We start from the raw sequence: 24,152 nt of genomic DNA, 5'->3' as shown, positions 1-24,152 counted from the left end.
GGGCGAGCAATTGAAGGTCCTTGTGCTCTCCGACTATGACTCCCGCATCAAGTGGGGGATGGCGCTCGCCAAGAGGATTACGGACGTCGAGGATATCGATATCCTCATTGATCCGGTCGAGCGGAAGGCTTGCGAGCCCGATTTGGCCGGTGTTTCCGTCATTTATGAATCGGCCGATCCGATAGCATGGCTGACCAGTCGCGATCTTGCCGGTTATCAGGCAATCGTTGTCGCACTGGGCGGAAGAGCGAACGTCAAGGCTGTGTATGCGATTCATGCGAAGTGCGCGGACGGCATGCGGAGGCCATTGATCGTCGGCGGCTTCAATGGGGTGACGGACAGGAACGACCCGGATGCAATTTTGACCCGTGTCGGAATGGACCTCGTCTTTCTGAATTGCGCTGCGGACGAGGCTGCCTTTTCCGCGATCCTGCGTGATCTGAATGTGGATGCGCCTGCCATCGCCGTGGCGGGGTATCTGCGGGACTATGCATCAAGTGTCGGGACGTATCGCAAGGGCGATCACCGGCATATTCTCTTTGTGCAGCAACCAGGTGTTCCCAAGTCGCTGAAGGCGTACAGATTTCTCGTGGATGGCCTCATCGAATACCAGCGCAGCAATCCGGAAGTAAGCATTGGCATCAAGCTGCGGGACGAGGGGAAGCGGACGCTGAACAAAGCGCAAACATATTCAGCTTCGAAGGAAACCGAGGCTTGTCTGCGACGCGGTGGCGCTGAACGCATACGGATTGTGGATGGGCCGATAGAAGCGCTCATCGCGAACGCGGACGAAGTTTGGTCGATATCTTCCACTGCATTGATGGAAGCCATTTCAATAGGCAAGAAGGTTGTATGTATTGACGATTTCGGCATTGGCAAAAGCTATGGCAATCAGTATTTCGTTGGGAGTGGTCTGTTTAGGTCTCTCCGAGGCAAGACGCCGATTCGAGGGGAGATAGCAGAGATGGCATGGCGGGCCTTGAATGTCCCTGAGCCAGCCTCCGCATCGCAGACCAGGGAAACGGTCAAAAGGGCATTGCAGGATCTGCAATCCCAGCATTACCGGAAAAAATGTGTCTTCTACACGAACAATCCGTGGCTTGCGCGCACCCCTCAGCCTTATCGGGGCCGTGCCAGCCGATTGAGGGAGTGGGTAATGCGCAGTCTGGGTTTTTTGAAATAACAGGCCCGCGGAGGTGATTTTATGTTTGAGGATTCGAGTCGAGGATTTGAATGAGTAAAACCAGTAAGTTCTTCCGGACGCCGGGTTTGTTTTTCTCCGATCTGGTGAAGAAAAAGCTGGGAGTGCCCACTTCCGGGCAGGTTGCGGCATCGAAGGCGCGGGGTGGACCCGCCAATCCAGCGGGCAAGAAGCCAATTAGCTTCAAGACGCTGCCCCAGTATATGAGCGAAATCACTAATTTCGCGGCCAACTACAACGTCAATACCGTAAAGGTGGGCGATGAGTTTGTTTGGCCGTATTTGCGTTCGCATCTAGTCAGTCAATATATTGCCCTCAATACTCGCCGCAATCCGCATGCTGCAAGGATGCTGACGCCTTCCCGCGTGTCGATGGGCGGGCCGGAAAACTTGCCATATAGCCTGCGAAGCCATTTTTCGGCCAAGTATGACGTCAAGGAACTTGAGGAGATTCCGGACGGCGAGGGCGTCGACTTCCTCTTCTTCACGTTTACTAACGCGACTGAACAGGTTGAACTGGATGGGAAATACTTTTTCCGGGTAACGGATTCGGTTTACGAGTGCGCGAAAGCGGTCGGATCGGCACAGAAGATCGAAATTATCCGGTCAAATTCCCATGGAATTAGGAAGATCAAGGATTACTATCACAAACCTTTGCTGGTTTTTTCTCCATCGATGTACTCGTATGGTTATAGCAACAGGCTCGAGTTCAACCGTCATCTGTTCTCGGCCGCTGCTCGCTATCTGCCCTCCGTGGAATTCGACGTGGACAGCCTAGAAGCGGTCGTCGATTGGGAGATGAGCACTCGGGATTTCTACGTTCGATTGCTCAAGAAACTCAAGCCGCGCGTTGTTTGCGTGCCCGCGTTTCATATGTGCCCGCCCCTGATTTCTGCTGCGCGAAGTCTCGGTATTTCTACCGTTGATATCCAGCACGGTATCCAGGTTGGATGGAATCCACTCTATAACGATTGGAACGAGGCTCCGTCGGAAGGCTACAAGGCGCTACCCGAATACTTCATGGTCTGGTCTCGGAAGGAAGCGGAGAACATCTCGCGAGTGTTCCCCTGGGCAACCCCGTTGGTGATCGGACATACCTGGCTGGCGCGGCAATTGAAGTATGGTGCTGCGCTGCCGCATGGCATCAGCACGGCGTTGCACCGTCCGGGGCCAAAGATTCTTGTCGCCATGCAACTTGGAACAGAGATGCCAGCCTGGCTGAAGGAAATCCTAGAGGAGGCTCCGGCCGACGCCACGATACTTGTCAGAAACCACCCGAAAGCATTGAAAAGGTTCGATGCCGGCTCGTTTGCAGGCATCAGGACAGAAGCTACCGTGCTGTGTTCCAAGGAACTGGATGCAGCCCTTCTCGTGCCTGTTCTCCAGGCCACCGATGCAGTCATCTCGGAGGGGTCTTCCGTCAGTGCCGAAGCCAAACTTTTCGGGGCGACGGTTTTCCTTTGCGGCGAGACGGCCCAGAGCAATTATGCGCGTGAGGTCGAGTCCGGCGAATACCGCGTCTACTCGACACCCGAAGATTTCTTCGAAACGGTCGCTCGAGACATGGCAAATGGCGGAGAGGAACATAAAGAGAACATCGAGAGATCGCTTGATCATGCTGTCGAGTCTCTCAAGGTTTTGTTGAATGAAAGCAGGAAATTTGGAGAAGTTAATGGATAAGGTTCTGGTAACCGGCGCTGACGGTTTTATTGGCTCGCATCTGACGGAACTGCTGGTTGCTCAGGGTTACAAGGTCAGAGCCTTGTCCCAATACAACTCCTTCAATTTTTGGGGTTGGCTCGAAGATATCGAATGCCTGGATAAAGTCGAGGTTGTGACGGGGGATATTCGTGATCCGCATTTTTGCAAGGAAATCACGAAGGATATCGATGTGGTCTATCACCTGGCCGCGCTAATCGCCATTCCGTATTCCTATGTTGCTCCGGACAGCTATGTCGCGACGAACGTCACGGGCACCCTCAATATCTGCCAGGCAGCAAAGGAAAACGGGGTCCGGCGCGTTATTCACACGTCCACCAGCGAAGTTTATGGAACCGCGCAGTATGTTCCGATAGACGAGAAGCACCCACTGCAGCCGCAATCGCCTTATAGCGCATCGAAAATCGGTGCCGATGCGATGGCGATGAGCTTCTTCAACGCCTTCGGCTTGCCCGTCACGATCGCCCGCCCGTTCAATACTTATGGGCCGCGTCAGTCCGCGCGGGCCGTCATTCCCACGATCATCGGCCAGATTGCCAGCGGTCAGAGCTCCATCAAGCTCGGGGACGTCAGTCCGACGCGCGATTTCAACTACGTTGCCGACACGTGCCGCGGATTCATGGCATTGGCTGGCTGCGACGCGGCCATTGGCAAGACCGTGAACATCTCCTCAAATTTTGAGATCTCGGTTGGCGACACGCTTGAAGTGATCCGGGAGTTGATGGGACGCGACGTGGAATTCATCGTAGACGAACAACGTCTGCGGCCAGAAAAATCCGAAGTGTTCCGTCTCTGGGGTGATAACAGCCTCATTCGAAGCCTGACGAACTTCGAGCCTGCTTTCGATATCCGCCAAGGCCTGAAGAAGACGGTCGATTGGTTTGTGAAGGCCGAAAACCTCAAGAAGTACAAAACGGGAATTTACAACGTCTGATCGCTATGGAAAATATAATCGTCGATTTTGTCCGTAGCCATTACGGGTCGAAAGGCTTCATCCCGCTGCATGCGCCGGCTTTTGTGGGGAGCGAGCGCGACTATGTCGAGGACACGATTCGATCCACTTTTGTTTCGAGCGTTGGGGCATACGTGGATCGTTTTGAACGGGATATTGAGCGATTTACCGGTAGCAATCGCGCTGTCGCCACCGTCAATGGCACAGCTGCATTGCACGTGGCGCTGCGTCTATGCGGCGTGCAGCAGGGTGACCTGGTCATCACGCAACCATTGACCTTCGTCGCCACCTGCAATGCCATCAAGTACGTCGGCGCCGACCCCCTGTTCATCGACGTCGATCGGGACACGATGGGGCTATCTCCCTACGCAGTGGAATCATGGCTGTCCGAGAATGCAACCGTCGATGCTGACGGCAATTGCGTAAGCAACGAGTCGGGGCGGCGCATCAGTGCGTGCATGCCGATGCACACATTCGGCCATCCTGTCCGGCTGGAAGAACTGATGGCGGTGTGCAAGCGATGGAATCTTGCCTTGATTGAAGATGCTGCCGAATCGCTGGGTAGCTACTACCGGGGCCGGCATACCGGAACGTTTGGGCAGATTGGCACGTTGAGCTTCAACGGCAATAAGGTCATCACGACCGGTGGTGGCGGAATGATTCTGGCCTCTGAAGAGTTCGGTGCGCGCGCCAAGCACATGACCACCACCGCCAAAGTGCCTCATCAGTACGAGTACGTGCATGACGAACTCGGATTCAACTATCGGCTACCCAATCTCAATGCTGCGCTGGGCTGCGCGCAGGTGGAAATGCTGCCGGCGTTCCTTGAAGAGAAGCGCCAGCTGGCGGATGCATATGAAGCGCTGTTGGCAGGAAGCGGTCTCCAGTTTTTCAAAGAAGCGGAATTTGCGCGCAGCAATTATTGGCTCAACGCCATCATCTGCGAAGACAAGCAACAACGGGATCATATTCTCGCGTCTACCAATGGCGCCGGCGTGATGACCCGCCCGATCTGGCAGTTGATGAATCGTCTTCCGATGTATGCCAATTGTCCTCGCGGACCGCTCGACTCCGCCGAATGGCTGGTGGACCGTGTGGTCAATTTGCCCAGTTCTGTGAAAGCGGCAGTGAAGAATGATTAAAACCTTTGTTATTCGGAGGCCTGATCAGCTGCGCGACAACTACTCAGCGATTGCGCAGCTTTTCGAAGAATGCTTCAACGCGCCGCTCAGCGTGGAGCTCTGGCGCTGGCTGTATGTGGATGGACCTGGACGCCAGCCGTTTGTCGCATTGGCCATGGATGGCGACCGCGCGGTTGGTCATTATGGGGTTATAGCCATGCCCACCCGCGATGAACACGGCCAGGCATTGAACAGTTATCTGTCCATCACTTCTATGGTGGCCGCCAGCCATCGCAAGTTGGGCCTGTTCGCGAGCTTGGGATTGCTGGCGTACGAAGACGCTAAGCAGGCCGGCGTGGACTTCGTCATGGGTTTTCCCAACAAGTTGGCCATTCCTGGACGCAGGAAGAAGCTCGGATGGCAGATGCCGGAACCTGACTATGTTGCTCCGCTGGAGAAGGACGAGATTCTGGCCCTGGGTAATGAGCACGGCTTATTTGACTGCTCTGGTGTCCGTTTTGACTGGACCGACGAAACTCTGCGGAAATGGCGGCTTGCCAAGCCTGGCGTGAAGTACGTTTCAACCGATCGGGTTGCGTACAAGGATTTCGGCACCGCCATCGATCTCGTGTATTGCGACGGCCCCGATGGCCTGGCTGATGTGCCGGACGGAAAGTTAATTAATGTGCTGTTGCCAGGCGACGTGCAGGCGTACAAGTCTCGCTCCTTGTTTGAGTACCAGTATGGCGGTGTGGCCATATGCAAGGATTTCGATCCTTCGCGCGTCGAGCGGCAACTCATAATGTCTGATGTGTTTTGATTGATCAAAAAATGAAAGTTCTCGGATTCACCTCGATACGGTCTGATTACGATCTGATGTCGACTTTCTATCGCCTCTTGAATGAGGATCCCGAGATTGATCTGCGCTTGCTGGTCTCAGGAGCTCACCTGTCTCCTGAGAAGGGTATGACTGTGAGGGACGTCAGGCTGGATGGATTCTCAATTCTCGCGGAGATCGAGACGCTGATCAGCGGTGATTCGAGCGCGTCGCGTTTGAAGACGGCGTCAAATCTGCTTTCCGGCGGCCTTGACGTCGTCAAGGCGTTTGCGCCTGATCTGATCGTCTATGCCGGAGACCGGGAAGACGTTCTGATTGCTGCGATGATAGGCGGCTTTCTTGGCGTCGCGACAGCGCATTTCTTTGCTGGGGATCATGCGGTTGACGGGCATATCGACAACCCGGTCAGGCATGCCGCTTCCAAACTTTCCTCGCTTTGCTTTGCGAGCGTCGAACAACATCGGCAAAGATTGGCCGCCATCGGCGAGCCGCACTCCCGTATTCATGTCATCGGGAGTGTCGCGCTGGACAAATTTGTGGATGAGCCAGAGATCGAATTCGACGAAGTTCGCAGAGCCATCGGTTCCGGAGATGCTGGCATTGGGAAGAGGGCTGCATTGTTCATATTTCATCCGATAGCGGAAGAAATATCGACGGCGGATGAATTCATCATGAATGGTGTCCAGGCCCTGATCAACCGTGGCTTTCATGTCTACATCGGCTCACCGAATACCGATCCAGGTAATTCGCACATCGAGGCCGCCATAAGGCGGTTGGGCATGCTGCCCGACGTGACGGTTTATGGCAGCATAGAGCGATCGTTATTCATCAATCTGTTTCGCCACGTCGAAATCATAGTGGGCAATTCCTCCGCTGGAATTCTGGAATCACCCACATTGCGCATTCCCGCTATCAACATCGGACAGCGGCAACGTGGACGTCTGTGCGCGTCGAATGTGATTTTTTGCGAAGGCGACCGTGCTTCCATCGACTCTGCGTTGGAGGAGGCACTCTCCGAGAATTTTCAGGCGTCGCTCAAGAATCTTGCCAATCCGTACGGAGACGGAAAAAGCGCTCGCAAGGCTTACGACATCATCAAGAGATTGGATCTCGAGGCGCTGGCCGTCAAGTGGGAAGATCCGCTGCAAGTCGGAGATCGTCATGAATAAAGTAGTGCTGTGTGTCGCTCCTCATCCCGACGATGAGACGTTGGGGTGCGGAGGCGCGTTGCTCAGGCACCGCGCAGAGGGTGACTCGGTCCACTGGTTCATTGCCACGGCAGTTACGCCTGAAGGGGGGTTCAGCTCGGAGCGAATCGCTTCCCGGGCCCGGGAGATTGAAGACGTTGCAGCCAGCTATGGATTTGCCGGCGTGCATCGGGGCGGGTTCCCGACTGCACAGCTGGACCAGGTGCCGAAATCGGACCTCGTAGGTTCGCTGGGCAACGTCATCAAGGCGGTGCAGCCGAACATCGTGTATGTGCCGTACCGGAATGATGTTCACAGTGATCACGCCGCCGTATTCGATGCGGCGATGGCTTGCAGTAAAAGTTTCCGATACCCGTCCGTGCGGGCGGTGTACGCGTACGAGACGCTGTCCGAAACGGAATTCGGTATTCGGCCGGATGACGGCGGATTTCGACCCAATCTGTTTGTGGACGTTTCTCCGTGGATGGAGCGGAAGATCGAGATCATGAAGATGTTCGCGGGAGAAATGGGCGAGTATCCCTTCCCGCGTAGCGAAAGAAGCCTGCGTGCTTTGGCTACGCTCCGCGGGGGTACCGCCGGATGTGAAGCTGCGGAGGGGTTCATGATTCTGAAGGAAGTGCGCTAATTATGAGCAACGTATTTGTTATCGCCGAGGCTGGCGTCAATCACAACGGTGAAAAGGACAAAGCCTTTGAATTGGTTGATATTGCCGCGGCCGCGGGCGCCGATGCCGTAAAGTTTCAGACCTTCAACGCGGAAAGATTGGTCGCTTCGTCTGCGCCGAAAGCGGCGTATCAGAAGGAACGGACCGATGCGCAGGAATCGCAATTGGCGATGCTCAAACGTCTCGAGCTGCCGCTGGATTGGCATCTTGAATTGCAGGGCTATGCTCGTCAGAAGGGCGTGACGTTTCTTTCGACCGCTTTTGATCTGGGCAGTCTGGAGTTCCTCGAGACGTTGAATCTGCCCTGCTACAAGATCCCGTCCGGAGAGATCACGAACGGACCGCTGCTCTGGGCTTTCGCCAATACGGGAAAACCTTTGATCCTGTCGACCGGCATGGCGACTTTGGGGGAGGTTGAGCAGGCGCTTGCCGTGGTGCTGCACGGACGCACGCATTCCGCGGCGCCCGCCAGTATGGAAGAAGTCTGGCGGGGATGGCACATCGCGCGCATTCCCGAACTGCGCGACGCCGTGACCTTACTCCATTGCACGTCGCAGTATCCGACGCCGCTAGCCGAAGTCAACCTGCGTGCAATGGATACATTGGGACAGGCGTTTGATCTGCCCGTGGGCTATTCCGACCACACCGAGGGAACGGTCGTGTCCGTCGCAGCAGTAGCGCGCGGCGCGAAAGTCATCGAAAAGCACTTCACGATATCTCGCGCATTGCCAGGGCCTGACCATAAGGCTTCACTGGAACCGCACGAGCTGGCTTCGATGATGAAGGATATCCGCGCGGTGGAGCAAATGCTTGGCGCACCCTGGAAGTCTCCGCAAATCAGCGAATGGGACACACGAGGCGTCGGTCGGCAGGTATTGATAGCCACGCGGAACGTCACACGGGGAGAGCGTTTCTCTGTTGAAAACATGGCGTCCGCGCGCGCAGGGAAAGGGCGGTCGGCCATGGAATTCTGGGATGCTTTGAACGAGCTTTCGAATCGGGATCTGAAACCGGGCGAAGCGCTGTGAACGCCGCGCCGGTGATCATGCTCGGCGCCGGGGGACATGCAAAGGTCCTGCTCGAGGCGTTGCGCGGCTCGGGAGCCGATGTTCTCGGGGTTGTGTCTCCCGAATTGACCGGCCGCGGGATGACAACTTGGCGTGGCCTGGAAGTGCTGGGCGACGACGACGCCGTTCTCACGTTTGCAGCCGATGCCGTGCTGTTGGCGATCGGGATCGGGTCGTTGCCAGGCGGGGCTGCGAACGTTCGGCTCCGGCTGTACGAACGGTTCGCCAGCAGGGGTTTTACGTTTGCGACGGTCATTCATCCATTTTCCGCAGTCAGCACGGACGCAAGATTGGAGCGCGGCGTGCAGGTCATGGCTGGCTCGGTCATCCAGGCCGACACGGTTATCGGTGAAAACTCGATCGTGAATACCCGCTCATCCATCGATCACGATTGCGTGGTTGGCAGGCATTGCCACATCGCGCCAGGCGTCACGATATGCGGAGGCGTGACGGTTCACGACGGCGTTCATGTGGGCACCGGGGCCAACATTATTCAGGGAGTCACGCTTGGCGAAAACTGTGTGATCGGTGCGGGAATCACGGTTCGAAGAGATGTTCCCGCAGGAATGAAATTCCTCGGCACCTGAGTTGATAGCGAAGCATTGGGAAGAAGTAATGAAAAACTGGAAAGAAGCAGTTGTTTCGCCCACGGCAACACTGCAGTATGCAATTGAAGCAATGGACCGCGAGGCGTTGCGGATCGTTCTGATTGTTGATGATGAAGGAGTTTTGGTCGGTACGCTGACCGATGGCGATGTCCGGCGCGCGGTGCTGCGCAGGCTGGCGCTGGAGACGCCGGTTTCCGAAGTGATGCACAGGGAGCCTTCGGTTGCCACCAGTGATTGGAGCGACATGCGGATGCTTTCCTGGATGGAAAAGCATCAATTGCTGCAATTGCCTGTCGTCAACGCGCAAGGCCAGCTCATCGGGCTGCGGACTCTGCATGACCTTCTGGAACGGCCGGCACAGGACAACCCCGTCTTTCTGATGGCAGGCGGCTTTGGAACGCGCTTGCGGCCGCTGACCAATAATTGCCCGAAGCCGATGTTGAAAGTCGGCGAAAAGCCGATTCTTGAGTTGATTCTCGAGAGCTTCAAGAGCTATGGATTTCACCGGTTTTACATTTCCACGCATTACATGCCGGAAATGATCAGGGACTACTTTGGTGATGGCAAGGGCCATGGCGTGGAGATCACCTATGTGCATGAATCCGAGCCTCTGGGAACAGGGGGGGCGTTGGGTTTGCTGCCGCACGACGAAGTGGATCTCCCGCTGTTCCTCATGAACGGCGATCTGCTTACGACGACGAATTTTCTGGCGCTGTTGTCGCATCATGAAGAGCTTGATGGTGCGGCGACGATGTGCGTGCGCGAATACGAACACCAGATTCCGTATGGCGTCATCGAGGCTGACGGCCATCACATTACGGGCATGGTGGAAAAGCCGGTGCATCGATTCAATATCAACGCCGGCATCTATGTTCTTTCTCCTGAACTGGTACGCAGTGTCAAGCGCGGCACAAGGATTGACATGCCGACCCTGCTGGAGAAAGCGATCAAGAGCGGAAAGAAGGTCAGCCAGTTTCCTGTCAACGAATATTGGCTGGATATTGGCCGCCTGGAAGATTTTCAGCGCGCTCAACGTGATTTCATTTCCCTGGGCGGAATTTAAGCTCGGCCAAGCCAACATCGTGCTCGAATTGCGATTCTTCTCAGTTATATGATCGGCGTTTTTTCGAAAGGAATTCTGGACATTCCTTGCCTGCGTGTCTTCCTCCATTCGCCTGCGGTGCCATGCACCGCATGGCGGGTGCCATCGTCGGTGTCGGCGATAGCGGGATGGGGCAGAAGGCCGTCGACTGCCGTCGCCAGGAAGCAGGCGCAAAAGCGGGGGCTGCCGTTCATCAGTCTGGAAGACGGCTTCCTCCGGTCGTTTGCCGCGGGCAGTGCTTATCCGCCCTTGTCGATGGTGGTGGATCATCGAGGCATTTACTATGACGCGACCCGGGAGTCCGACCTTGAGCACATGCTTGAGAGCGGTGAAGACTTGATTGGCGATCGAGCCGATGAAGTCGCCTTGGCGCGGGTTTTGATAAAGCGGAATTCACTTAGCAAATACAACGACTTTCCGGCGGAATCACCGCCGGCCGGCGCTTGGCGCGAGAAGATCGTACTGGTGATTGACCAGACATTTGGCGACAAGAGCGTCGACTTCGGCCTGGCTGGACAGCAGACATTTGCGGCTATGCTGCAGGCGGCGCTGGCAGAGAATCCGGACTGTACGGTTCTAGTCAAGACGCATCCGGAAGTTTTGCAGGGCAGAAAGCGCGGATATTTCAGCGAGTTGGAAAGTGGCGGCAGAGTTGTCGTGCTACGCGACAAGATCAACCCGCATTTTCTACTCGAACAAGTATCCCGGGTCTACGTCGTGACCTCGCACCTCGGTTTCGAGGCGTTGATGGCCGGAAAGCCGGTGACCTGCTTTGGCATGCCATGGTATGCAGGGTGGGGCGTGACCGACGATCGGCAACACTGCGCCCGTCGGAGCATGCGGCGCAGTACGGATGAGCTTTTTGCGGCAGCCTATTTTCACTACACCCGCTACTTGAATCCGGACACGCACGACGCGGGAACCATATTCGACGTCATCGGATGGCTGGCGCGCCAAAGACATATGGCGGCGGCCGGCGCCGGACGGACCTTCGCGGTCGGCTACCGGCGATGGAAAGCGCGCAATATCGCCCCCATGCTCGCGTTTGACGGCCAACCTCCGATCTTCGTTCGTGATGCCTCGTCACCGGCGCTTGCGGATCTGCGGCCTGACGACCGCCTTGTGAGCTGGGGAGCCGAGCCACCACCGGCTCTGCGAACGATTGCAGAGAGTACGGGCGCCAGCCTGCTTCGCATGGAAGATGGTTTCGTGAGATCCGTGGGTCTGGGATCGGATTTCGTGCGGCCGCTTTCGCTGGTGCTTGACGGTCTGGGCCTGTATTTCGATCCGCGAGGCCCGTCGGGTTTGGAGAACCTGCTCAACTCACATCAGTTCAGTGATGATGACCGCGCTCGCGCAGCAGCAGTGCGCGCCTTCATCGTTGACAACGGGCTGACCAAATACAACATTGAAAGGCGTGACGCTCCCTGTTGGAACGCTGGGGGAAAGAGGGTCATCTTTGTTCCCGGTCAGGTGGAGGACGATGCGTCAATTCGCTTTGGCTGCGAAGGCATACACACGAACGTTCAATTGTTGAAGCAGGCCCGCCTCTCTAACCCGGATGCATACATCGTCTACAAGCCGCATCCCGACGTGATGGCCAAGAACCGGACTGGTCACATCGGGAAAGGTGCGGCAGAAGAGTTCGCGGACGCAGTGGAAACCGACTGTTCAGTCATAAGTTGCATTGATGCGGCAGATGAGTTGCATACGATGACGTCACTGAGCGGCTTCGATGCCCTGATCCGAGACAAGCCGGTGTTCGTCTATGGCAGGCCGTTCTATGCGGGATGGGGCTTGACTCATGACCATCTCCCCATGCAGCGCAGATCTCGCAGACTCAGTTTGGACGAGCTGGTCGCTGGGGCATTGCTGCATTACCCGATCTATTGGGATTGGACGCTGAAGGGCTATGCCAGTTGCGAAGGCGCATTGCGCCAGTTGGTGCTGGCGCGCGATGCGCGCGAATCCACCGGCATTCCCACGAATCTGCAGCGTTCCTGGACGCGTAGCCTGATGAAAACGCATATGTGGTTGCGCGCGCAGTTTCGTCTGGCTGGATAGCTTGCCAGACTTATCTTCAGTGCGTCGCGGCCGCGTTGGCCATGATTGTTGGGATGACGGAGATCCAACCCCGGTTGAAAAAATACTGAATGAAAAGATCTTTCTTGTTTTTGCAAGGAGTGTGCTCTCCTTTTTTTCGAACCCTGGGTAAAGCACTCCGGTTGGATGGCCACGCTGTCCATAAAGTCAACTTCACGATTGGCGACTCCGTCTCATGGTCGGCGGGCGGGGCTCGGTCATACCGGCGCACTGCCGAAGGTCTGCCTGCTCACTATGCGCAATTGTTCGACCGTTACATGGTTTCCGATATCGTGCTTTTCGGAGACTGTAGGCCGATCCATCGGCCCGCCGTGGATCTGGCCAAGGTGCGCGGCGTTCGCACTCACGTATTCGAAGAGGGCTATTTCCGGCCTTACTGGGTAACCCTTGAGCGCGGGGGAGTGAACGCCTATTCGTCGTTGCCCAAAGATCCGCGCTGGTACCGGGAATCAGCCAGAAGCGTTCCCAAGTACAAAAACGGCGATCAGTTCAAATCTCCGTTCTGGGTTCGTGCAACGCATGACGTCTTGTATAACTTCTGGGCGGGACTCAACCCTCTCTTCTATCCAGGCTATGTAAGCCACGTTCCGTACAGTCCGGCATCCGAGTACTGGCATTACGTGCGGCGGAGCATCAAGGTCATGCGCCGCCAGAAGCCTGATGCCGAAAGCATTCGTATTGTGGTGGAGAGGGCTAAAGATCGGCCGTATTACCTGCTGCCGCTGCAATTGAGTTCGGATGCGCAGATCAGGTTTCATTCGGAATTTAAGGATATGGAGGATGTGCTCGAAACCACGTTGCGGTCATTCGCGTCACATGCTCATCAGAACACCATTCTCGTCATAAAGAACCATCCGTTGGACCCTGGCTTTACCGATTACGAAGCGCTGGTCAAATCCCTGGCCCGTGAGTTTGCCATTGAAGATCGCGTTGTCTATCTTGAGACCGGCCACCTGCCCACGCTGCTGTCGCACACGAGTGGCGTGGTGACTGTAAACAGCACGGTGGGTGGTTCGGCGCTGGTGCACGATTGTCCGACGATCGCGCTGGGGCGGGCGATGTACGACATGCCCGGACTGACGTTTCAGGGGCCGCTGGATGACTTCTGGCGAAAGATCGAAGCACCGGACAAATCGCTGTTCCGGGACTTCCGTAACGTCGTGATCCACACGACGCAGGTCAATGGCGGATTCTATTGCCGGCACGGCATAGACATGGCGGTCCGAAACGCCATACCCGTCATGACCGCTCTGGATTCACAGTTGGAAAGGCTGGCCAAACGCGGTTGACAGAGCGGGCCATCTGGTCAACGGTTTAGCCGCCTGCGCTGCAAATTTTCTGTTCAAGCAGGCATCTGCTCAACTCAAAGTCGATGCCCGTATCGATATCGACCGACTTTTCCGGCGGCATCTTGTATGCGAACGCCGGAGAAGGCATGAAGCTCTTCGTTTCCATCAGTCGTTCTGCATTCGTAATGCAGATTGCGCCGTTGAGCCGGTATCGCTGGGGCAAATCCTGGCTTCTGGCTTGCCGTATCGTTTCGGTGAACTTGTCGAGGTTGGCATCCGCGCCAAGCTCCATGGTCCATTCCACAGGGTGCTCCACCGGTGAAACGCTTATCACGCAGTTTGCATTTGCCTGTTCGTACTTTGCATAGGCCCCCTGAATGTCGTGTGCGTCACGCATCGGCGATGTCGCCTGCAGGAGGGCCACACTGCCGAAATCCTGCCCTTCCTCATGCAGGTGGTGCAGCGCATGCAGGACGACGTCCAGGGTGCTGGCGGTGTCCGAGGCCAACTCTGGGGGCCGCAGCAAGGGTGATACGCCAAGGCTTGCCGCAATATCGAGCACTTCCTGGTCGTCGCTTGTGACAAGGATTACGTCAAATAGCCCGCATTCTTGGGCTGCTTCGATCGTCCATGCGATCAAGGGCTTGCCGCACAGCGGAAGGACGTTTTTCCGTGGCAGCCGCTTGCTTCCACCTCGAGCCGGGATGATTGCGATGGCCTTCTTGTGATCCGTCATGTCATAGTCCTGTCAAAACAGCCGCGCCAATCACGTCGCGCCCATCCAAGATTGTAGGCATTCCGAGTTCCACTGATTTCCTGGACCGCACTATTGTCGATGGCAGATGCTAGGCGAGATGCTGGCGAAGTGTCTTCAGCGTGGAGAGGATCTGTTCTTCCGTATGCATACAGGAAATGAAGAACCGCAGCCGAGCCGACTTCTCCGGCACCGCCGGATAGAGAATCGGTTGCACATTGATCCCTTGATTGAACATGGCTGCCGACGCGCGCGTCGCCTTCAACGAACTCCCCGTAATCGCCGGCACCACCGCCAGCCCGCTACTCGTACCGGTGTCAATCCCCGCCGCTTTCGCCTGTTCAAGAAAGAACTTCCCTCGCGCCTGCAAAGTCGCCACGCGTTCCGGCACTTCCTTCATCCGCCGCAATGCGGCCAGCGACGCTGCCGCGACGCTCGGCGGCATCCCCACGCTGTACAGGAACCCCGGTGCCAGAAACTTCAGATGCTCGACCAGCGCCGTTTCACCAGCGATATACCCGCCGCAGCCAGCGAGCGTCTTGCTCAACGTCCCCATCCAGATATCGACATCCTTTCCCGCGACGTCGAAATGTTCCCGAATCCCGTAGCCTCGCGCGCCCATCACGCCGAGCGAATGGGCCTCGTCGACCATCAGGAAGGCGCGGTGCCGGCGCTTCACTTCGATGAAGCGGGGCAGGTCGGGGTAATCCCCGTCCATGCTGTAGATGCCTTCCAGCACGATCAGGACGCGTTCGAACTGGTGGCGTTGCTCATTCAGGATCGTGTCCAGCGCTTCCCAGTCGTTGTGGGGGAAGGGCAGGCGGCGTGCGCCGGATAGCTGGATGCCTTGCAGCACGCTGTTGTGGATCAGTTCATCGTGCAGGACCAGGTCGCGCGGGCCGAAGAGGTAGCCGATGGTCGAGACGTTGGTGGCGTGACCGCTGACGAAGGTGATCGCATCGTCCACGCCGTACAGCGCGGCGATTTCGGTTTCGAGTTCGCGGTGGATGGGACGTTCGCCGGAGACCAGGCGGCTGGCCGATACGGACGTGCCATAACGGTCGATCGCTGCCTTGGCTGCGGCGGCGACGACCGGGTCGCCTGACATGTCCAGGTAGTTATAGCTGGCGTAGTTGATGTAGCCGGTGCCGCTGATCTGGGTGCTGGCGCCGGCGGTGCCGTCGTGCAGCTTGAAGAAGGGGTTCTTGACGCCCAGGCGGCTGGCGCCGTCGTTGATGATGCGCAGCTGCTGGTAGCCCGGATGGAGATGAAAGCGGTAATGCTCTTCCGGAATCTCGGCCTTTTTCTCCGCGGGGCGCGACAGCGCCTGGCCGCCTGTGCTGGCGGCCGCGCGCAGTTTGCGCTCGAGCGCCTGCTGGATGAGTTTGTCCTTGATGCCGGCGGCAAGGCCGGGCAGCTTTTTTGCGGTGCTCAATTCTGTCTACTGGATCATGCGTTGCTTGGAGAAGCTGCCGTTGAGCTTGAGCTCGTCGACGAACTCCGAGACCGAGATGGAGGTGACCTCCGCGGCGTGGCTCGCGACGACTTGCTGCACGCTGGCGGCGACGGTGTCGTCGTCGGCGCTGTCGTGTTCGTCGCGCAGCAGCACGACGAGCTTCTGGGCGAGCTTGGCGGGGGTGGGGCTTTCGTTGAGCGCCATGACGGGCAGGCGGATGCCGAAGCGGTTTTCAAGCGCGACGACCAGTTCCACGCCCATGAGCGAGTCCAGGCCCAGGTCGTAGACCGAGCGGGTGGGTTCGATCTTGTCGGGTGCGACGCGCAGGATTTCGCCGATCTCGGCCTGGAGCATTTCGACGAAGCGGTCGTGCAGGGCCTCGTCGTCCAGGGTGGCGATCAGGTGGGCGATGTCGTCCGAGCCGGTCTCGTCGTCTGCGGCATCGCCGGCGTGGCGGGCGATGTCGGAGAATTTGGGCAGGCCGGCGGAGGGCAGGAAGCGGCTGAGGGCGCGCCAATCCAGCTCCAGCACGCCCAGGCCGGACGCGTCTGCCGCCAGCATGGCGTCCAACGCGTCCAGCGCGACCTGGGAGGCCAGGGCGCCGCCGCCCATGCGGCTTTGGAGGGCGTTCTTGATTTTTTCGTTGCGAGCAAGGAAGCCGACGTCATCGATGGCGCCCCAGCGCACGCAGGTGGCGGGCAGGCCTTCGGCGCGGCGTTGCGCGGCCAGGCGTTCCAGCCAGGCGTTGGCGGCGACATAGTTGCTTTGGCCGGGGTTGCCGAACAGCGTGGTGGCTGACGAATAGCAGATGAAGAGGTCCAAGGCCTGCGTGCGGGTGAGCTCGTGCAGGTGTTGGGCCCCGAGCACTTTCGCGGCCAGTGTGCGCTGGATCTGTTCCGAGGTGGCGTTGCGCGCCAGTCCGTCGTCGATGACGACGGCGGCGTGGACTACGCCCTTGAGGGGCGGCAGTGTTTGCGCCGTTTCCTGCAACAGGCGCGCGAGCGCCGCGCGGTCGGTGACGTCGCAGGCGGCGGCGTGGACGCGTACGCCGCGGGCTTCGAACGCGGAGATGGCGGCTTGGGCCGACTCGGTGGCGGGCCCGCTGCGGCTGATGAGGATCAGGTTGCGCGCGCCGCGGTCAGCCAGCCATTGCGCGGTGCGCAGGCCAAAGCCGCCAAGGCCGCCGGTGACGAGGTAGGTCGCTTCGGCGGGCAGGGCGAGGCCGGGTGCCGTCCGGGCGTGTGGGTGATGGACGCCGCTGATGCCATTGCGATAGGTGACGACGATTTTGCCGATCTGGCGGGCCTGCTGCATGTAGCGGAAGGCGTCGACGATGTCGTTGGCGTCGAAGACGGCATACGGCAGCGGATGCAGCGCGCCCTGGCGGAACAGGTCCATCATTTGCCCGAACAGGCGCTGGGTCAGGTCGGGCCGCTCGTTCATCAACTGGTCGGCGTCGATGCCGAAGTAGCTGATGTTGTTGCGGAACGGACGCAATCCGATGCGGGTGTTCTCGTAGAAATCGCGCTTGCCCAGTTCCAGGAAGCGGCCGAAAGGCTTGAGCACGCGCAGATTGCGGTTGATGGCTTCGCCCGCCAGCGAGTTCAGCACGACGTCGACGCCGCGTCCGCCGGTGTCGGCGAGGATTTCGTCGGCGTAGGACAGCGAGCGCGAATCGTAGATGTGCTGCACGCCCAAGAGGCGCAGCAGATCGCGCTTTTCGTCGGAACCGGCCGTGGCGTAGATCTCGGCGCCGAGACATTGGGCGAATTGGATGGCGGCAATGCCGACACCGCCCGCGGCGCCGTGGATCAGGATTTTCTCGCCTTCTTCGACGCGCGCCAGGTGGTGCAGCGCGTAATAGACGGTGAAGAAGGTGCTGGGGATCGTGGCCGCGGCTTCGAACGAAAAGCCGTCGGGGATGTGGGAGATGGCATTGGGCCGCGTCAGCACGCGGTCACCGAAGCTGGCGGGGCCGAAGCCGACGACAGCGTCGCCCACCTGGTAGCCGCCTGCGTCGGGGCCGACGCGGGTAATCGTGCCGGAGAATTCCAGGCCCAGGGTGGGACCGGCGAAGCCGTTTTCGATGGCTTCGTCGGACAGCAGGCCCAGCGCGTACATGACGTCGCGGAAGTTCAAGCCGGTGGCTTCGATGCGCACTTCGAGCTCGTCGTTGACCGGGGCGGGCGCCGCGCAGGATTCCCAGCGCAGGTTGCGCAACTGGCCCGGGAATTCGAAGCCCAGGCGCACGGCCTGGCCTTCGGATGGCTGGGCGAGCGCAGGGCGTGGGGTGATGCGCATGCGGGGGGCATAGCGCTCGCCGCCCGGTGCAAGAAGGATTTCGTCCTCGTTGTCCGGGGTCGTCAGTTCGCGCGTCAGGGCGTTGGCCATCTGGCCCGCCATGGCCAGCGGCAGGTCGACCATGCGGACGCGGAAATTGGATGCTTCATTGGCCAGGGTGCGGCCGTAGCCCCACAGCGAGGCGTCGTTCAGGGCGTGCATGCCCGCGGTTTGCGGCGCTTGGCGCAGGTACTGCGCGGCGTCGGCGGTGATGAGCCACAGGGTGGCGGGCACTTGCGTGCGTTCGCACGCCTGGATGGCGGCGGCAGCCACGGCGCAGCGGCGCGTCTGCTTGGCGAGCAGTTCGTCGGGCGTCTCGTGCGCGTCGGCCCAGGCGAGGCCGTCCAGGTGCACGATGTGCTGCACCGGACCCGAGGCGTCGCCGGCCAGCAGGGCGTCAAGGGCCTGGGGTGCGACATTGGCTTCCAGCCGGACCTTGTGGCCCGCGGCGGCCAGGGCGTCCTTGAGCGAATGCGCAAGGTTCAAGCCATGCTCGGGGTTCTTGTCGCCAAGAATCAGCCAACGCGCCGGCTCGGCCGCGACCGCGGCGGGTTCGGCGCAGGCGTCGGCATTCAGGCGGGCGGTCAGGACATAGGCGCCGGTTGCCGGGGCCTGGGCAAAATCGAGCACGTCTGCGCATTGCAGGCCCAAGCCCTGCAATTCCTCTTGCCAGAAGGCCGCGGGCTGCTGGGTGGAAAGCCGTTCGCCGTGCTCGCCGCGCTGCCACCACTGCGCACGCGCGCCGAAGACGAAGTCGGCCCAGGCGGCCGGGTGCGCGCCGCAGAACAGCAGCAGGCCGCCATCGCGCAGGCTGCCGCGGGCGTGCCGGAGCGCGTTGCGGGCGGCGTCCAGGGTGTTGAAGTCGCAGTGGAAGATGACCAGGTCGTGGCGCGCGACGGGCGCGGCGCCGTTCTCGGTAATGCTTTCGGTGCGGGCGTGGGGATAGCGCTCGGCCTGTTGGGCGGCGACGTGATCCAGGGCGTCCGCGTCGGTCGACGCGTAGGTGTAGTCCGCCACGTCGAAGTCGAGCGCATCGCAGCAGCTGAAGTTGAACAGCGGCGTGGCCTGGCCGATCTCCATCACGGCAAGGCGCTGCCCCGGCAGGCGCGCCGCCTGAGCGGCTTCCAGCACGTTGCGCAGGGCGATGCCCAGGGTCTGGCCGCTGGCCGTGCCAAGCAGGCTGCGGGTGATGGTGGCCGGGGAAGTCGCGCGCGGGCAGATTTCTTCCACCGACGCCTCGCCGCGCAGCAGCGCGGGCAAGTGCAGGCCGATGCGGCCGACGGCGTGGACGATCTGCGCGTAGTCCGGGTACTCGCGCAGCAAGGTGTTCCAGATATCGGTCGCGCCGCTGTCGGCATCGGGGGCGGCGGATACGGCGATGCCCGACGCCTGCGCGTCGGCATGGCCGGCAGCGGACAGCCTGTCCACGAGATATTGCAGCAGCGGCGCGGCGCCGGGCGTGCGTCGGCCCATGTCAGCCAGCAGGGCCTGCGGAATCTGCCGTCCGTCCGGGGCAAGGGCGCGCAGGGCGTCCAACGCGAAGCTGTCGCACAGGCTTTCCAGCAGCGGGTCGACTTCTTCCGCGTAGCGGGCATGCGCTCCGCCCGTCCTGCATTGGTCGATCGCCTTGGCGAGCGCCGTGCGCAAGGCGCCGTGGTCGATCGGGTTGGCGCCAAAGGGGGCATGCGGACGCGGAACGGCGACCGTGTCCAGAAAGCTCAGGTGGTCGGCCGCCGCCTTGCGCAAGCGGATGCTTCGGAAGCGCGCTTGTTCCACGGCGGCGATCTGCTCGCCCTGGGCGTTGTACAGCTCGAAGGTGGCCGTGAGCGAATGCGGGGCGCGGCGCTCCAGCCGCACGCGCGCGGCGGTCGGCTGGCCAGCCTTGGCGCGCAGGCTCAGGCGCCCGATCTTGGACGGCACATAGGCGATGCCCTGGCCCATGGCCGCGTCTTTCTTGAGCAACTGGATGATGAGCTGGAAGGCACAGTCCAGCAGGGCGGGGTGCAAGTGCGTGGCGTCCAGCTCGGCGTCCAGGCAGGCGTCGGCCTCCAGCACGGCCAGCACGCTGGTCTCGGATTCCATCCAGCCATGCTTGACGGCCTGGAAGGCCGGACCGTAGTCCAGGCCCACCGCGCACGTCAGCGCGTTGTGGCTTTCGCGAGTGAAGTCGGGCGCGCGCGCCGGCAGGGTCAGCGCGGGCTGCGTCAGGCGAGCCAGGCGGGGTTCGCGCAACAGGCGGCCGCTGGCGTGCCTGACCCACGGCTCGGTGCTGCCGATGTCCTTGGCGTTGATGCGGAAGCGGCCGTCGCTGTTGTCGAGCTGCATGCGCAGCACCTTGCTGGGGGCGGCGCCGAGCAGCAGCGGACTGTGGATCTCCAGCTCTTCGAATTCGGCGCAGTCGGCGCTGCCACCTTGCCAGCGCAGCGCGGCGGCCAGTGCGACCTCGGCAAAGCCGGTGGCCGGAAACACCACGGCGTCGCCGACGACGTGGTCGGCCAGCAAGGGGTGCGAGTGTGTGTCGAGCTGGTTTTCCCAGGTGTGCTCATGCTGATGCATGGCGTAGCCCAGCAGGGGGTGCACCAGGCGGCGCGTAAGCAGGCCGAGCGATTCCGGCGTGGTCGGGTGCCAATGGCGTTCGCGTTGCCAGGGGTAGGTCGGCAGATCCACCGCGGGCGCGGCCCACGGAAAGAGCGAGGCCATGTCGAGCTGGCCGCCGGCCACGATGACCTGTCCGGCGGCGCCCCAGATCTTCTCCGGATCGTCGGCGCCACGCGTGGCGGTACTCAGCACGCTGCCCGGCATGTCGGCCGTCTTGAGCGTGTCGTTCAGGTACGAACGCAGCACGGGGTGCGGGCCGATTTCGACGTAGATGTTGTTGCCGTCGGCGGCCAGTTGATTGGCGGACTGTTCGAATCGAACGGCCTCGCGCACGTTGCGCCACCAATAGGCGGCATTCAGTGCGGCCCCGTCGAGCGGTGTGCCCGTGACGGTGGAATAGAACGGAACGTCGCTCGTGCGCGGCCGGATGTCGGCGAGCGATTCGCGGATGCCTGCCTCGATGGCGTCCATCGCGGGGCTGTGAAAAGCGTAGTCCAGGTCCAGGCGGCGGTAGAACACGGATTGTTCCGCCAGCGCGGCCTCAAGCACGGCCAGGGAGTCGGGCGCGCCCGCCACCGTGGCGCCGCGGCTGCTGTTGAAGCCCGCCACGCATACGCGCTGGGCCAGTCCATGCTCGGCGATCAGGGCAAGCGCCTGCTCGCCGCTGATGCCCACGGCGGTCATGCGGCCCAGGCCCTTGGTCTGCCCTTGAAGGCGGCTGCGCTGGAAGATGACGCGAACCGCATCGGGCAGCGTCAGGGCGCCGCAAGCCCAGGCGGCCGCGACTTCACCGACGCTGTGGCCGATGACGGCCACCGGGACGACGCCGCGCTGCGCCAGCATCCGGGTGATGCCGACCTGCAGCGCAAACAGGGCGGGCTGGGCAAATTCGGTGCGCTGGTAGCGATGATCGCCATTTTCGCCGGCCAGTTCCGCGCGCAGCGAGAAGTCGGCGTACTGCGCGAATTGCGCGTCCACGTCGTCGATCGCGGTGGCAAACACCGGGTCGGCCAGCAGGCGGCGTCCCATGTTGGCCCATTGCGACCCGTTGCCGGAGTAGACGAACACCGGGCCGCGCGCGTGCGCCAGCGCGCTGCCGGTCACCACGCCCGCCTTGGGATCGCCGCTGTCGGCGAATTGCTGGAGGGCTTCGGCGACCGTATCGCACTGCGTGCCGAACACGACGGCGCGTTCGCCGTGCCAATCGCGCCGCATGGCCGCATGGTAGGCGGCGTTGTACAGCAACCTTGCGGGCTGTCCGCGCAGGACCCCGGCCATCTGGCCGGCCGCGGCTTTCAAGGCGGGTACGGACTTGCCCGATACCAGCACGGGGATCGGGGCGGTCTTGACGATCTTGCCTTCGGCGGCGGGGCTGCGCGGCGGCGCGCTTTCCAGGATGACGTGCGCGTTGGCGCCGCCAAAGCCAAACGAGTTGACCCCGACCACCAGCTTTCCGGTGGGACGCAGTTTGCGGTTCTGCGTGACGACGTCCAGGTTCCAGTTCTGGAACTCGATCTTGGGGTTGAGGGTTTTGATGCCGATGGTGGCGGGCACCTCGCGGTGCTGCAGGACGTGCAGCGCCTTGACCAGCCCGGCGACCCCGGAGGCCGCCTCCAGGTGGCCCAGGTTGCTTTTCACCGAACCGATCGGCAGGGGGGCTCCCTTGTCTCGCTGCTGAGCCAGGGCCAGGCCGATGGCGCGGGTTTCGATGGGATCGCCGACGGCCGTGCCGGTGCCGTGGGCTTCCAGGTAGTCGATTTCGGACGGGGCAATGCCGGCCTGTTCGTAGACCTGGCGCATCAGCGCGGCCTGGGCCTCGACGCTGGGCACGGTCAGGCCGGATTTTCGGCCGTCGGTGTTGACGGCCGTGCCTGCCACCACCGCCAGGATGTTGTCGCCGTCGGCGACCGCCTGGTCGTAATCCTTCAGCAGGAACATGCCGCCGCCTTCGGAGCGGACATAGCCGTCGCCGGAGGCGTCAAAGACGTTGCAGCGGCCGCGCGGGGACAGCATGGACGCCTTGGAGAAGGTGATGAATCCGTAGGGATGCAGGTGCAGGCTGACGCCGCCCGCCAAGGCCTGCGTGCATTCGCCCGACAGGATGGCCCGGCACGCCTGGTGAAAGGCGACCAGCGAGGACGAGCACGCGGTGTCCATGGCGATGCTGGGACCACGCAGGTCTAAGAAATAGGACAGGCGGTTTGCGGCGATGCTGGCGGTGTTGCCGGTGGCCATCGACGCGTCGACGGCCCCCAGGTCCTCGGCCAGGCGATAGGCGTAGTCGCTGCTGGCGATGCCGATGTAGACGCCGCAGTCGGAGCCGCGCAGGGTGGAAGACGGGATGCCGGCGTGCTCCAGCGCTTCCCAGCTCATTTCCAGCAACAGCCGCTGCTGAGGATCCATGAGTGCGGCTTCGCGCGGAGAAATGCCGAAAAACGCCGCGTCGAATCCGGAAACGTCGCCGATGGAGCCGGCGGCAAACGTGTAGGCGGTGCCGGGATGGTCCTTCGCGGGATGCAGGTAGGCGTCGGCCGACCAGCGGTCTTTTTCGACACGGGTCACCAGATCGCGGCCTTCCAGGAGGGCCGGCCAATAGCTGTCATTGGTGGTGCTGGGAAACCGGAACGAAAGTCCGATGATGGCGACGCGTTTACGCATGCGAAGTCCTTCAAGCCCCGCAGCGCGGCGGCGGGTGAGTAAGCAATGGCGGTGGAGCGGATACGGGGATCGCAGGGGCGCCGATCAGGGGGCGCGCGTCATGCGCGCCTCGGCTGGCGGAAAGGCGAAAGCCCACGACGACAGTCAATCGCGGGCCGTTCAGCCGGGGATGACGGGACGATCCAGTCCGGAATGCGGTAGCAGCGTGGAGTCGCCGTGGAGCGGGGAGTTGCGCCGTAGCCGGGGCGCGAGGGTAATGCTCTGCTGATTCATTTTTTGATGCTGGTCTTGCGCCGGGGTATGGACTGCGCCGCTCGCACCTAAATACCAAGCAAAGCGGGGTAGTGTTGCGGCCCGGACGCCGTGACATTTGGATAAATAGGAGGCGATTTTACTATATGTATCGAATTCGACCGAATCGGGTTCTGCTGCGAGCGCGGTAATCGCCCGGATTGGGCCTGCAATAGCAGCAAAT

15 protein-coding genes are annotated in these 24,152 nt (G+C 60.7%); 12 read left to right on the top strand and 3 right to left on the bottom strand.

Going from position 1 to position 24,152, the window contains the following annotated elements; all coding sequences use genetic code 11:
* Positions 1–22 precede the first annotated feature (22 nt).
* The 12 genes from ACZ50Q_RS15550 to ACZ50Q_RS15495 all read left to right on the top strand — a co-directional run bounded on the left by ACZ50Q_RS15550 (position 23) and on the right by ACZ50Q_RS15495 (position 13,871).
* Positions 23–1,183, top strand: coding sequence for a DUF6716 putative glycosyltransferase (locus ACZ50Q_RS15550; RefSeq protein WP_464078894.1), 1,161 nt, complete (start codon positions 23–25; stop codon positions 1,181–1,183).
* 50 nt (positions 1,184–1,233) lie between these two features.
* Complete coding sequence (locus tag ACZ50Q_RS15545; protein WP_464078893.1) at positions 1,234–2,880, top strand: hypothetical protein; 1,647 nt, start codon at positions 1,234–1,236, stop codon at positions 2,878–2,880.
* Positions 2,873–3,853, top strand: coding sequence for an NAD-dependent 4,6-dehydratase LegB (locus ACZ50Q_RS15540; RefSeq protein ID WP_464078892.1), 981 nt, complete (start codon positions 2,873–2,875; stop codon positions 3,851–3,853). Before ACZ50Q_RS15545 ends, ACZ50Q_RS15540 begins: the two co-directional genes overlap by 8 nt.
* Positions 3,854–3,858: 5 nt before the next feature.
* Positions 3,859–5,013: a LegC family aminotransferase gene (locus tag ACZ50Q_RS15535; protein ID WP_464078891.1), complete on the top strand. Its 1,155-nt coding sequence runs from the start codon at positions 3,859–3,861 to the stop codon at positions 5,011–5,013.
* Entirely contained in the window at positions 5,006–5,812 is an 807-nt protein-coding gene (locus tag ACZ50Q_RS15530) for a GNAT family N-acetyltransferase (protein ID WP_464078890.1), read from the top strand. Before ACZ50Q_RS15535 ends, ACZ50Q_RS15530 begins: the two co-directional genes overlap by 8 nt.
* A gap of 11 nt (positions 5,813–5,823) precedes the next feature.
* Positions 5,824–6,999, top strand: a complete 1,176-nt coding sequence (gene neuC, locus ACZ50Q_RS15525; protein WP_464078889.1) for a UDP-N-acetylglucosamine 2-epimerase — start codon at positions 5,824–5,826, stop codon at positions 6,997–6,999.
* On the top strand, positions 6,992–7,663 hold the full coding sequence (locus ACZ50Q_RS15520) for a PIG-L deacetylase family protein (protein WP_464078888.1): 672 nt from the start codon (positions 6,992–6,994) through the stop codon (positions 7,661–7,663). The genes neuC and ACZ50Q_RS15520 overlap by 8 nt, the downstream gene beginning before the upstream one ends.
* A gap of 2 nt (positions 7,664–7,665) precedes the next feature.
* A complete protein-coding gene (gene neuB / locus ACZ50Q_RS15515) occupies positions 7,666–8,730 on the top strand; it encodes an N-acetylneuraminate synthase (protein ID WP_464078887.1) in 1,065 nt (354 codons plus the stop codon).
* On the top strand, positions 8,727–9,356 hold the full coding sequence (locus ACZ50Q_RS15510) for an acetyltransferase (protein ID WP_464078886.1): 630 nt from the start codon (positions 8,727–8,729) through the stop codon (positions 9,354–9,356). Before neuB ends, ACZ50Q_RS15510 begins: the two co-directional genes overlap by 4 nt.
* Positions 9,357–9,384: 28 nt before the next feature.
* Entirely contained in the window at positions 9,385–10,440 is a 1,056-nt protein-coding gene (locus ACZ50Q_RS15505) for a nucleotidyltransferase family protein (RefSeq protein ID WP_464078885.1), read from the top strand.
* 48 nt (positions 10,441–10,488) lie between these two features.
* Positions 10,489–12,543, top strand: coding sequence for a capsular polysaccharide biosynthesis protein (locus ACZ50Q_RS15500; RefSeq protein WP_464078884.1), 2,055 nt, complete (start codon positions 10,489–10,491; stop codon positions 12,541–12,543).
* A gap of 89 nt (positions 12,544–12,632) precedes the next feature.
* Positions 12,633–13,871 carry a capsule biosynthesis protein gene (locus ACZ50Q_RS15495; protein WP_464078883.1) on the top strand — a complete coding sequence of 413 codons (1,239 nt, stop codon included), beginning with the start codon at positions 12,633–12,635 and terminating at the stop codon, positions 13,869–13,871.
* A 25-nt stretch (positions 13,872–13,896) separates the two neighbouring features.
* On the opposite strand, the gene ACZ50Q_RS15490 is transcribed toward ACZ50Q_RS15495, so the two are convergent.
* The 3 genes from ACZ50Q_RS15490 to ACZ50Q_RS15480 all read right to left on the bottom strand — a co-directional run bounded on the left by ACZ50Q_RS15490 (position 13,897) and on the right by ACZ50Q_RS15480 (position 23,677).
* A complete protein-coding gene (locus tag ACZ50Q_RS15490; protein ID WP_464078882.1) occupies positions 13,897–14,607 on the bottom strand; it encodes an acylneuraminate cytidylyltransferase family protein in 711 nt (236 codons plus the stop codon).
* A gap of 109 nt (positions 14,608–14,716) precedes the next feature.
* Positions 14,717–16,060, bottom strand: coding sequence for an aminotransferase class I/II-fold pyridoxal phosphate-dependent enzyme (locus ACZ50Q_RS15485; protein ID WP_464078881.1), 1,344 nt, complete (start codon positions 16,058–16,060; stop codon positions 14,717–14,719).
* 6 nt (positions 16,061–16,066) lie between these two features.
* Positions 16,067–23,677, bottom strand: a complete 7,611-nt coding sequence (locus tag ACZ50Q_RS15480; protein ID WP_464078880.1) for an SDR family NAD(P)-dependent oxidoreductase — start codon at positions 23,675–23,677, stop codon at positions 16,067–16,069.
* Between the last annotated feature and the right edge of the window lie 475 nt (positions 23,678–24,152).

It is taken from the genome of Achromobacter sp. T5-5 (assembly GCF_055397965.1).
This window is presented reverse-complemented; position numbering and strand designations above follow the sequence as displayed.